This is a genomic window from Paenibacillus sp. FSL R7-0313, assembly GCF_037969885.1.
GTDB lineage: Bacteria > Bacillota > Bacilli > Paenibacillales > Paenibacillaceae > Paenibacillus.
The window spans coordinates 672,890-685,394 of sequence record NZ_CP150219.1 but is presented as its reverse complement, the minus strand read 5'-3'; the positions used below and the strand labels follow the sequence as shown (position 1 = coordinate 685,394).

Here is a 12,505-nt window from a genome sequence, read left to right as displayed (position 1 = left end):
TTTCTATAAGCAGGAACAATCAGGCATAATTGCATACATGTGAAGGAAATTGCCACGATTTTTATTGACCGCTGTAAAATTTAGGATTAAAATTGTGCTTATCATATAAATTCAAAATTATGGATTTTCATTGTGGAGGTGGGATACATGGAACCTACAACTACGATACGCTCATATATTGAGGACTACATCAGGAAACAGGGGTACACCCTGCAGTATTTTGCCGATATATCGGGAGTTAACGCTGGAACGCTTAGTGCAATTATTAAGGGGACTCGGCCCATCGCTATGGCGCAACTGGATCTGATTACCCAAGGCATGAAGCTGGAAGAAGGGTATTTCTACGAGATTTATGGGGCTGAATGTTTCGTGGAATCGGCACCTCATTGGAGGAGACTGGAACCATTCCTGCAACGCTGTGCTGAATTGGACAAGCTGGAATGTATTCATAAGGTTATCCAGGAAGTGACGGATGATCGCTCGTATATCTCGGAGTTGTTCGAGATGGCTGAAGGCATGCTTGAACGTGGACAGACAAAGGCTGCACGGATGTTGTACGAATGTGTGGCGGAGTGTGAGAAATATCAACACTCGGAACGTCTGGCTCTGTGCCAGTATCGCATCTTCACCCTCTCACTCGGTCAGAATCAGCATGATAATCTCCGGGCCGCTGTGCACTTTGAGCCGTATATTAATCGCTTGGATGAAGAGAGGCAACTGGATGCGATTAAGGATTTGGCGAATACGTATGCTTCACTTCGATATCGGGACAAGGCTTTTGATCTGGCTGAAGAATTAGATCAGAAAACAAAAATTTTACAATCGTATACAAAGAAGAAAATAGATAAAAGCGATAGACTCACTGCCTATCCTTTATTCGTATATAGAGCATATTCCAATTTGCTTAAATCATCGGCATGTGAGAAGCAGGGACGTTATGAAGAAGCTTTGCTCTATACAGAAGTCTATGCCAAGCTTGCTAAAGTCTCTGAACCGGATGAAGAGGATCAGATTTTTATTGATAAATTTGCTGGTTGGGCGGAAGCCAATACTTATTTATATAAATTGATGATGGGTGATCAAAACGTTTTACCTGCATATGTGGAATTTATTGAAAGAAATGAAGAGGAAATTTTACCTGCGATAATTAATATTTTGGAGGTAGCTAATAAGTTTGATAGAAATATTGATGATATTTTGAATAGGTTCAGCGATCGGATTAACTCCGAAATAAATGGTTTAAAAGGGTACACTGAGCAGATGAAAAATGAAATTTATGCAGCATTCTTGTTGGAACGTTCACTCTACCACTTAAATCGCCATGAATATCCGGAGGGTTTAAAGCAACTTATGCACTGTCTGAGAGAGTCTGTACGATTTAACAATCAAACAGATATCATTCATTGTATTTCGCTTTATGAGAATTACAAAAACATGGGTACGACTGAAATCGAGCATCAGTACAAACTTATCATGATGGAGGTTCAGAAATCTTATGAAAAAAAAGAAGATCTTCTATGTAATCTTGCTTAGCATAATGATTATTAATATAGATCAATTAGTTAATTTGGATAGTGATGTTATTACACAAATAATGTCTGTAACGCATGGCGAAGGAAGACTATAACAGCTAAGATATATTAAATCCTTTCATTAACATGCGTCTTATTTCCGGGATATGGAGATGGGGCGCTTATTTGTACTATCCATTAGTTTATCCATAACAAAAAGAGGATTTATCATTGCAGATTGATATTCAGAAGCTTTACGAAAAATATATAACTTTGGACATTCCTAATCCATTCACGTTAGAGCAGATTCATGACCGACTAACCAAGAAATACTACGCTGATAAGGTAGATTTAGAGGAGTTTTCCGACTTACGTAACGATCCTTATGCGGGATTTGATCAGGCGATTGCAGCTTATGTATTTAAGGATGAGAGGGGAACCAAACAATTAATTAGCCTGAACAAGGAAGAAGATATCCATGAACCATTAGAGTTTGCATGGATCATCAATTCCACTGTGCGAGGATTTTCTCTTCTATTAGTTCTTGAAATCGAAGTATTTTACGGAATGGAAGAGAGTGAGATGACTCTTGGCAATAAACGTTTTGAGGAATATCTGATCCTACTCTATTTAACAGGTTACATTGAGTTTGAGAATGACTCCTTCATTAATCCATTGCGTGCTCGTTATCGAGAGGGCTACAGACTTCGTTATTTTGGTATGCAGAACGGTGATGAAAATTATCTATACAAATAGATTACTTTTCGATAAATTTATTAACTTCTCGCGTGAGAAAGGTGCAAGAGATACTTAGAATAAAATGGATAATATGTCCATAACGCACTTTAACGGTAAAGGATTCGTGTATTCTCGAATACGATATGTAGACATGTTATAATTTTCTTTTCCCACATCTTGTAGAAAAGAAGAGACGTCAACTCTCTATGCAAATTGCTTGATGTTGAAAGTATCTCTATGTAAATAAATATTTTATTCTGCAAAGGAATATAATATGAATTTTTTGGCAATGTATCCTAAAATGTTATACAAAGAGGGGGTGCATGCTGTGAGTGAACCGGTACAGATCACAGATAAAATCGAACGGAACAGGCAAGAGTTGAGTCGTTTGGCGGAGAATCATGGCATGCAGGACAACCAAGTCCTCCGACAGTCCATGGTACTGGACGAGCTGATTAATGAATATAATCGATTCAAATATAAAAGCCATCTCAGGAACAGACAACCGATTGCATAATGCAGTCGGTTTTTTGGTCTAATTAGTGTTCTATAGAAATAGCGTAGTCGACTGTAGCGATACAGTCGGCTTTTTTGCGTTCACCCTGAAACCTATGCGGATAACTTGAAATTCCGTACCAATTCCAGGATTGGCAGGATAGCGGATGATCATTAAAACTGGATATGATGACCCCAGTTATATCCAGATTGATCAGTGAAGGGGCTCATACAATGATCGGGAGAGGGAGGGATGAACGGAAATGATGGACAAGGTACGCATTTTTTTCGGAAAAGACCTAAACCTGCGCACCAAGTTGCTCCTGTTGTTCCTGGCGCTGACGTTGCTGCCGCTAAGTTTGCAGGGAGTGATGAACTACAAGCATTTCTCGCAGACGATGGATCGCAAGACCGAGCAGTTCACCATTGATATGGTTCGCCAGATTAACGCCAATCTGAATCGGCTGCTGAAGGACTTTGAGCGGTTGTCGCTCTTGCCGCTTTACGATCAGATGGTGCTTGGCATTCTGGGCAAATACAACGCTTCAATGGGTTCGGGTACATGGGCGAGGTCTGAGGATTATCTGAAAATGAAGCTTTACACATCTGGTCAAGCTTATGACCGGCCCGAGATTCGGGGGATTCACCTGATCAGCAACAGCGGCATTTTGTTCTCCAATCTCGATTCCCTGGCGGTCAAGCCGGTATGGGACAGTAGGCAGGATGATTGGTTTGCAGAGCTTGAAGGCTCGGAAGGGACATGGCGCCTGCTTCCTCCGCATCAACCCAGCTATTACACGGGTGGTCAGCAAGAATCGTATATATCGGTGGGCAGAGTGCTTCGAGATCCGGGTACGCTCCAGCGATTGGGTTACATTCTGATTGACATTCGTCTGGAGGCTTTCGGTCAACTGTTATCCAATCTGAATTATGAGCAAGATGCAAGCCTGATGATTGTAGACAGCAAGCAGCGTCTTCTGTTCGAACGCACCTCAACCGGAGGAATGTCTGCGTACGACCAGTTGCTAATGCATGGACAGCTTCCAAGCTATGCGGGAAACCAAAAAGTTGTTCTGGATGGGCAGTCCTATCTCTACGTACAACACCACTCCAGCTATTCCGGGCTTTCGGTGATTAGTCTTACACCTATTGCTGTGATTCAAAAGGAGTCAGGTGAGATGCTCACCTTTACAATATGGTTCGCAGTGTTGTGTATGGCGGCCATAGCGATTCTGGCGGTTCTTTTATCCTATCGCATCACCCGGCCACTGATTCGACTGAAGCACCACATGATTCGGGTGGAGCAGGGAGATTTTAGCCAGCGGGTAGCACACTTCAGCACTGATGAATTCGGACAGATAAGCCGGGGCTTTAACCGAATGATGGAAGAGATTCATCGACTGTTCAATGAGGTGTTTCTGCTGGGCATTCAAGAGCGGGAGGCAGAGTTGTCAGCGTTGCAAAGCCAGATGAATCCCCATTTTATATACAACACGCTGGAGTCCATTAACATGATGGCCATTCGCCAGAAGCACGCAGAGGTATCGGACATGGTGACGGCGCTTGGCAAGCTGCTGCGCTATACGATTGATAAGGTGGACCGGATGGTTCCACTTGGGGAAGAACTTGCTTTTGTACAATCCTATATACGCATTCAGCAGGTACGTTACGACGGCAAGTTGGAGATTATCTATGACATCGAAGAAGGGATAAACGAGTATTTGATTCCTAAGCTGGTACTGCAACCGCTGGTGGAAAATGCCGTCTACCATGGTATTGAAGGGCAGGAAAATGGAGGAGTAATCTGGGTATCTGCCTTAAAATTCGACCATGAATTGCTGATTAGTGTGCGAGACAACGGTAAGGGTATGGCTCAGACAAAGATTGACGAGTTAAACAAATCCATATCAAAACAGCCTTCCAATGAGGCATTACGTTGCCATGCCGGGGACAGTCTGGGGCTTAACAATATCGCTCAGAGGCTTCGCCTCATGTATGGAGAAGGCGGCAGCCTAAGCATTGATGGAAGTCCCGGGCAGGGCCTGGTGGTCACGATATCCATTCAACTTCTACCGAAAGGGGATTGAAGCGCATGTATAAAGTATTGCTTGTAGAGGATGAGACGGTCATCCGTCAGGGACTGAGGGAGCTGATCGTACAAGTGTCTTCTCAGTTTCAGGTAACGGGCGAAGCATCGAGCGGTACCGAGGCGCTGGATTTTCTGAGATGTGAGGTGCCGGATGTGTTAATCACAGATATCCGCATGCGTGAAATGGACGGTTTAACTTTGGTAAGCAAAGCCAGAGACATGTATCCTGAATTGCTAATGCTCATCATAAGCGGCTACGGCGAGTTTGAATATGCACGCAGAGCGATGGAGTTTGGAGTGTTGAACTACCTGTTGAAACCAATCGATCGTTATGAACTGGCATTATGCATACAAAAGATTCAATTGCTGCTGGATCGCAGATACGGTATTACAACTATTTCTATCCCTGAGCCATCTGGGAAAATAGAACACGCTGGTGGAGATACACGGAAGATTATTCGAGATGTGAAGGAGCACATCAAGCAACATCCCGATGGAGATCTGCGACTTCAGACGATAGCAGATCTCGTTAACTTGAACCCTACTTATTTAAGCCAGTTGTTCAAGAACGAAATAGGCATCAATTATTCGGAATACATCACGGAGGCACGTATGGAGCGGGCCAAGTGGTTGCTGATTAACACGGGTCTCAAAATCTATGATGTGGCACGGTTATCCGGGCATCAGAGCCCCAAACACTTCATGCTGGTGTTCAAGCAGCAGGTGGGATGGACCGCAGGAGAATATCGAGACCGATTCAGTATCTCTTGAAAAACCATACCATTTCTGTAGTTGACGTGATTTCAGGGGGAACGATGCTTTCGTTATACTTTGGTTGCACATGTATACCACGACGTCCATAAGGGGGATTTCCATGAAAAAAGCAGGATTGATACTGGTGTTTATACTCATGATGATGGCTTCAATCGCGTGCACAAGCTCCAATTCCAGCAGTGAATCTGGCAGTTCAAGCGGAGAGAACGGAGAGGTCGAGCTGAAGTTCATGATGTGGGGCAATCAGGCGCATATGGATGTGTACAACAAGTTGATTGATGACTTTACAAAGGAAAATCCAGGCATCAAAGTAACGATGGAATCCGTACCTTTCGCAGAATACCAGCAAAAAATTTCGGTGCTTGCCGCCGGAGGCTCCCTTCCCGATCTCGCCTGGGTATCGGAGCGAATGGTGCCACAATTCAAGTCCAACCACATTCTGGCCGATGTATCCGAGTTCAAGGATGATGCACAGTTTAAGCTGGATGATTATATTCCAAGTACATTGGATTTGTTCCGTGATGGCGATCAGCTGCTGGGACTACCTTTTTCTACACCTCCGGTGGTCATGTTTTACAACAAAGCGCTGTTCGACCAAGCCGGCCTGACTGATCCAAACACACTTGCCACCCAAGGACAATGGACATGGGAACAGTTCGAAGAGTCCGCCAAAGCCATTACCAGCAAGGATGCGAGCAACCGAGTCTATGGCGCCAACTTTTTTCGCGACTGGAAGACCTGGGCGGTGCTTTCCTCCTATTCCTGGTCCAATGGAAGCGGTCCGTTTGATGAGGGCATGACAACGTTCACCTGGAACGATGCCTATGGCGTACAGACCTTTGAATTGCTGGAACGCATGATGTTCACCGATGAATCACACCCGAAGGCGGGCGAACAGGTCAGCTTTGATGCGGGTAATGTGGGCATGTTCTTTGATAATTACAGCTATGTTTCCAAAGCAAGGGAGATTACGGATTTTGAATGGAGCATCGCTCCTATGCCTTCCGGCTCTCAAGGCAGTGTGCCGATGCTGGGGCAGGCCGGATATGCCATGTTCAACGACAGCAAACATCCAGAGGAAACGAAGAAACTGTTGAAGTATTTTGCCAGTGAACAGGGGATTCAGGCGACAGCCACCTACTTTGTGCCTCCGCGTACCTCTGTTCTGAACTCAGATGCATTCATTCTTCAGCCAAATAACCCGAGCAAAGAGCATATCGTGCAGGCCGTCATTGATGAAATGCCAAAAGCGCGCTTAATTCCCGGTCATATCCGTTGGCAGGATATCGACAATGCGGTATTGCAGGGATTTGACCGACTGTTTGCAAAGACAGCGACAGCTGAGGATAACCTGAAACAAATGCAGGAAGAGATCCAAAGTGTGTTGCAACCCTAAATCATTCAATCGAAACCGGAGGTGAGAACGATGGGCAAATTCAAAGAGTTACTTGAACGGAAACCGCTGTCGCTGGTGGTCAGCCTGCCTGAGAATGATATTGCTTTGGCTCGGGCAGCTATGGAAGAGGGCGCTGATGCACTGAAGGTGCATTATAATGTCGGTCATCGCGCCAGCGGGAATCATTTTGGTCCATTGGACATGTACGCCGAGGTGTTTCGGGCGATCCGCAGTGAGTTTGGTGGTCCGCTTGGGGTCGTACCTTCTGGCAGTATTGATGGAGCAAGGCGAGAGGATGTGGAGCGTCTTGGGGGGCTGGGCTTTAATTTCTATTCCATCTATGCACATCACTTGCCATCTTTCATGTTGAATGACTTGGGGCTGGACCCAACGTTTGCGATCAATGAAGAATATGATGCTTCCCTCGTAACATCGGCAGCGTACTTCGGGTTCACTGCTCTGGAGGCATCCATTGTACCTGGAAAAGAATATGGTACACCGCTCAGCTTTGCGGATGTGCTCAAGTATCGCCGTCTGGTCTTGCAAGCCCAGATACCGGTATTGGTTCCTTCCCAGCGAAAGCTGGTGCCGGAGGATGTTCGGGTGCTGCGCGATACCGGGGTAAAGGCGATCATGCTTGGGGCGGTCGTGACAGGCAACACGGAGGAACAGTTGCGAAGGGCTGTGAACGGGTTCCGTAATGCGGTGGACTGTCTGAACCGTCCGAATTATATAAGTTGAACTAAAGGATATGTACACTTGCCACTCCGATGCCAGAACAACCTTCCGATCGCTGTTATCCCCAGATTTTTTTTGAATCCCTTATATAAAGGGGAAATCCGGGGATAAGCATATGCTTCCGATGCAGCTTTCTTCCAGAAAGCTTTTAGGCGACCACTTCGCTTCTTCAGGTTTTTTCTGTCCTCTACGTTCTTGTGTAAATGTATAGTTCACCTTATATAGAATCGTCACAGAGTTCAGCTTCGGAGGAAATTTGATTAAAAGGGGGAGGCCTGATTGTGACCCATTTACGCAAGCGCAAAAGAGGGGGGCCACTTGCCAGAGAGGCCCAGATCGCAGGTTGGCTGTTTATATCGCCGATGGTGCTTGGGTTTACCCTGCTGCTGTTATTTCCCATGGGTCTCGCGTTATACATGAGTCTAACCGATTGGCCGCTGCTGGGGGATCATCATTTTATTGGAGTGGAGAATTACCGGAATATTATGACAGACGCGATGTTCTGGAAAGTGCTTGCCAATACGGTTTATTTCACAGCGGGGCTGGTGCCGCTTAATATTGTGCTCGCCTTGCTACTTGCGTTGCTTCTATCCAGAAATCTGCGGGGCATCGGAATTTTCCGAACCGCCATCTTTGTTCCGGTCATGACCTCATTGATCGTATGGGCCATCGTGTGGAAGCTGATGTATGCGACAGACTCGGGACTGATTAATCAGCTTCTGTTGATGGCCGGCATCAAGGGTCCGGCCTGGCTTTACAATCAGGATTTGGCAATGCCGGCGGTGATTGTGACAAGTGTGCTGAAAAATGTCGGTCTGAATATGGTGCTGTTCATTGCAGCGATTCAGCAGGTACCGCGTTCACTGTACGAAGCAGCAACATTAGACGGGGCGGGCAAAAGGGGAACCTTTTTTCACGTCACGCTGCCCATGATCACGCCAACCGTGTTTTTGACCGTAGTTATGACCGTGATTGGTTCACTCAAAGTATTTGGGCAGATCTATGTGATGACACAGGGCGGGCCGAGCAACAGCACCAAGGTATTGGTTTATTATATCTGGGAAAAAGCATTCAAATTAATTCAGTTTGGCTATGCTTCTGCTCTCGCATATGTACTGTTCTTTATCGTGCTAATTCTGACGCTGCTTCAATGGCAGCTCCGAAAGAGGTGGGTATTCAATGAAGGCGATGCCTAGTCCTTCGGGGCGGAAGATAGGAAGTACTCTGGGGACGTACTTGTTGCTGACTCTGATTTCACTCATTATGATTGTGCCATTTATCTGGATGATATCGACATCATTCAAGGAACCCCAGAGCATATTCACCTATCCACCGCAGTGGATACCGGAAACATTCCGATTTCAGAACTATATCGATGTCTTTCAATTGATACCGTTTCACCGTTTTTATTGGAACAGTATCTACATTTCTGCGTTGGTTGTGCTGGGAACGGTATTTTTTGCTTCCCTCGCCGGTTACTCATTCGCCAAAATTCCGTTTAAAGGACGTAATGTGGTATTTCTCATCCTACTGAGTGCGATGATGATTCCCCATGAGGTGACGGCGATACCGATGTTTCTGTTCATGCGGCAGCTGGGGTGGATTGATACCCATCTTCCGCTGATATTATTGCCGATCTTTGGCGCGGGTGGTGTGTTTGGCATCTTTGTGATGCGGCAGTTCTTCATTACGGTGCCAACGGAACTGGAAGAAGCGGCGATGATTGATGGTTGCAACCGATTCCGGATATATGCGCGAATTATGCTGCCCATTGCCAAGCCAGGTATGGCTACGCTGACGATCTTCACGTTTGTGACGATCTGGAATGAGTTTTTTGATCCGTTGATCTTCATTAACTCGCGTGATCTAATGACGCTGCCGCTTGGATTATCTCTGTTTACAGATGAAGTGGGTACAGCCTGGCAATATCTGATGAGCGCCACCGTCATGGCAACCTTGCCACTGTTAATTGTTTTTTTCCTGGCACAACGGCGCTTCATTGAGGGAGTTGCCATGACGGGACTGAAAGAGTGAGCCGTGCAACATGTGCAATAGCACGGAAGGAGGGACAACATTTGCGTGAACGGATGAGCATGAAAAAGGAAGAAGCAGATGTCGTTATTGTGGGAGGAGGCCCTGCGGGTATAGCGGCAGCCATTGCGGCTGGACGGCAGGGTATACGAACAGTGCTGGTGGAGCGATACGGATTCGTGGGCGGGATGTCAACTGCTGCTATGGTCTATCCGTGGATGACTTTCCATACGGAGCGTGGAGAGCAGGTTATTAAAGGCATTGCGCAGGAGATCGTTGAACGGTTGCAGAAGCTTGGCGGCTCCCCGGGGCATTTGCGTGATACGGTTGGATTCGTACATACCGTAACGCCGTACCATCCAGCCATCTTTCAGGTGGTTGCGGCAGAGATGTTACAGGAGGCCGGCGTCCGGCTATTATTGCACAGTTTTGTGGATGAAGTGGTCGTTGCAGATGATCGGGTGGAAGCGGTGCGAGTGACCAACAAGTCTGGGCGAAAGGAGTTCCAGGCGAACGTATTCGTGGATGCAAGTGGTGATGCGGATCTGGCTTTTCTTGCGGGTGCTTCTGTGGCAAAGGGACGAGACGGCGACCATCAGTCACAGCCGATGACCATGAAATTCCGCATGCGTGGTGTCGATCTTGGACGAGTGAAACAATACATGCAGGAGCACCCGGAGGATTTCTATGTGAAAACTCCCTTTGCTGAACTGGACAGCATTCCGTTAACCGGGGTGAGTGGCTTCTACTCCCAGTGGAAAAAAGCAGGTGTGCCGATTAATCGCGACCAGGTATTATTTTTTACCGGACCGGCAGAGGATGAAGTGCTGATTAATTGTACGCGGGTACAGGGACTCGATGCGACAGATGCCGAGGATCTGACCTCTGCGGAACAGGAAGGCCGGAAGCAGGTGCTGATGATCGCTGAGTTTTTGCAGCGTGATGTGCCTGGATTTGAACGGGCTTCGATCTCGGCAGTAGCGCCGCAGATTGGTATCCGTGAATCCAGACGAATCATTGGGCATTATGCCTTAACTCAGGCGGACGTGGTTGCAGGACGGAAATTTGACGATGTGATTGCCAGAAGTGGTTATCCGATGGATATCCATGACCCTTCGGGTCAAGGTGTTGTGGCTGCCTTTATAGAGGGGGATGGGGCGTATGATATTCCGTATCGCTGTCTGATCTCTCGCAATATCCGCAATCTGCTGGCGGCAGGACGCTGCATCTCCACCACACATGAGGCGCATGCAACGACAAGGTTGACTCCAAGCTGTATGGCTACCGGGGAGGCCGCGGGGACAGCGGCTGCACTAACAGTGAAGATGAAGCTGGACCCGGTTGATCTGCGAATCGAGCTGTTACAGGCGGAATTACGTCACAACGGAGCGGCGATCTAGCGGATGAGCTGAGTCTGGGCTAAAATGGGCGAATCGGGCGAATCATTAATAGTGGGAGTGGGTGTTTATTTAATTCGCGGTGGCGTACGTTTTAACGAACTTGAGACGTCTAATTCCGGGCTATAAGCTGAAATAAAAAATGTAACGAATCTCAGTGAAGTTATTTTACTCAAAACCTTGAAATAGGGGGTAAAAGCCGGGTGAATCGGAAGATTAGAGTGTCTACGATTCGTTAGATTAGGAAATGTCCGGAAAATGGCTAAATAAGCTTCCCTCAGTTCGTTAGAAATTGGTGGGAAGCTTGTGAATTGATGAGCGTAACTGTAGCCCCAAAGACTCCAAATCCACTACATAGGAGGGTTTAGAGTCTTTGGGGCGTTCTCATTCTTTTCATCTATTAGGTTCTTTCCTTCATCTCTATTCCTTCATATCTAATCAATCACGAGGTCTCGGTTCCTTCATGTTCCTTGATGTTCCTTCATGCATCGTATTCTTTCATGCCTTAATCCTTCCGATTATCAATTCATCCGTGCCTCAAGTCGCCTTGCAACAATGGACAACGCGTAGTTGATCACAAAATACAATACGGCTGCGAGTAGCAGGGCCGGGATAATGTAATCGAAACTTTGACCGCCAAGGATCTGCACGTTGTGCATCAGCTCCGGCAGAGAGATGATGATCGCCAGTGAAGTATCCTTCAGGAGTGAGATGAACTGGCTGACCATCGGCGGGGACATGCGACGTAGCGCCTGTGGCATGATGATGCCACCGAGTGTCTGCATGTAGCTGAGGCCCGAGGAGCGGGCGGCTTCTACTTGACCGCGCTCAACAGACTTCAGACCGCTACGGACGATCTCGGCGATCATCGCGCCTTCAAACAGACTCAGTCCAACGACCGTGGACCAGAAGACGGACATTTTAATCCCGAGCTGTGGAAGTACCATGTGGATGAAGAAAATGATGAGCAGCAGCGGCAGATTCCGGATCGTATCCACGATCACTGCCACGATCTGTGACAGAACAGGGATACGGGTAAACCGGATTGTACCCAACAAGGTGCCGAGCACAAAGCTGAGTATAATGGATAGCCCTGCTACCTGCAGGGTGATCAGGAATCCGTGGAGCAGGAAACGAAGGTTGGGCCACGCATAGGCCCCGCTAAAGTCCATATTTTATTAGCCTCCTTCTGTATGCAGGAATGGAATATCGAAGATCAATAGATGGGGCATGGACTGTGTATAAAGCAAATCAAGCACCGTAGCTGTGAAATACAGTATGCACTGTGACATGATCACCAATGCCAGTAAAACACAGACGATCCAGTACTCATTTA

At 46.8% G+C, this 12,505-nt stretch carries 11 protein-coding genes; 10 read left to right on the top strand and 1 reads right to left on the bottom strand.

Features of this window, described 5'->3' with window-relative positions; all coding sequences use genetic code 11:
* Nucleotides 1-147 precede the first annotated feature (147 nt).
* From NSQ38_RS02855 to NSQ38_RS02810, 10 genes are all read left to right on the top strand, one after another.
* Nucleotides 148-1,533: a transcriptional regulator gene (locus NSQ38_RS02855; protein WP_338590247.1), complete on the top strand. Its 1,386-nt coding sequence runs from the start codon at nt 148-150 to the stop codon at nt 1,531-1,533.
* 209 nt (nt 1,534-1,742) lie between these two features.
* Nucleotides 1,743-2,267, top strand: coding sequence for a pyruvate kinase (locus NSQ38_RS02850; RefSeq protein WP_339786922.1), 525 nt, complete (start codon nt 1,743-1,745; stop codon nt 2,265-2,267).
* A gap of 310 nt (nt 2,268-2,577) precedes the next feature.
* The gene (locus NSQ38_RS02845; protein WP_223868875.1) at nt 2,578-2,766 is read left to right on the top strand and encodes an aspartyl-phosphate phosphatase Spo0E family protein; all 189 of its coding nucleotides are present in this window, start codon (nt 2,578-2,580) and stop codon (nt 2,764-2,766) included.
* A gap of 241 nt (nt 2,767-3,007) precedes the next feature.
* The gene (locus NSQ38_RS02840; RefSeq protein WP_339786919.1) at nt 3,008-4,831 is read left to right on the top strand and encodes a sensor histidine kinase; all 1,824 of its coding nucleotides are present in this window, start codon (nt 3,008-3,010) and stop codon (nt 4,829-4,831) included.
* Between the two features lie 5 nt (nt 4,832-4,836).
* A complete protein-coding gene (locus NSQ38_RS02835; RefSeq protein WP_339786917.1) occupies nt 4,837-5,604 on the top strand; it encodes a response regulator in 768 nt (255 codons plus the stop codon).
* Between the two features lie 103 nt (nt 5,605-5,707).
* Nucleotides 5,708-7,003: a sugar ABC transporter substrate-binding protein gene (locus NSQ38_RS02830; RefSeq protein ID WP_339786914.1), complete on the top strand. Its 1,296-nt coding sequence runs from the start codon at nt 5,708-5,710 to the stop codon at nt 7,001-7,003.
* Nucleotides 7,004-7,033: 30 nt separating this feature from the next.
* Nucleotides 7,034-7,744, top strand: coding sequence for a hypothetical protein (locus tag NSQ38_RS02825; protein ID WP_339786912.1), 711 nt, complete (start codon nt 7,034-7,036; stop codon nt 7,742-7,744).
* 278 nt (nt 7,745-8,022) lie between these two features.
* The gene (locus NSQ38_RS02820) at nt 8,023-8,937 is read left to right on the top strand and encodes a sugar ABC transporter permease (protein ID WP_339786909.1); all 915 of its coding nucleotides are present in this window, start codon (nt 8,023-8,025) and stop codon (nt 8,935-8,937) included.
* On the top strand, nt 8,921-9,775 hold the full coding sequence (locus tag NSQ38_RS02815) for a carbohydrate ABC transporter permease (protein ID WP_338590262.1): 855 nt from the start codon (nt 8,921-8,923) through the stop codon (nt 9,773-9,775). The genes NSQ38_RS02820 and NSQ38_RS02815 overlap by 17 nt, the downstream gene beginning before the upstream one ends.
* A 59-nt stretch (nt 9,776-9,834) precedes the next feature.
* Entirely contained in the window at nt 9,835-11,172 is a 1,338-nt protein-coding gene (locus NSQ38_RS02810) for an FAD-dependent oxidoreductase (RefSeq protein WP_339790376.1), read from the top strand.
* Between the two features lie 518 nt (nt 11,173-11,690).
* On the opposite strand, the gene NSQ38_RS02805 is transcribed toward NSQ38_RS02810, so the two are convergent.
* The gene (locus tag NSQ38_RS02805; RefSeq protein ID WP_339786905.1) at nt 11,691-12,341 is read right to left on the bottom strand and encodes an amino acid ABC transporter permease; all 651 of its coding nucleotides are present in this window, start codon (nt 12,339-12,341) and stop codon (nt 11,691-11,693) included.
* Nucleotides 12,342-12,505: the final 164 nt, after the last annotated feature.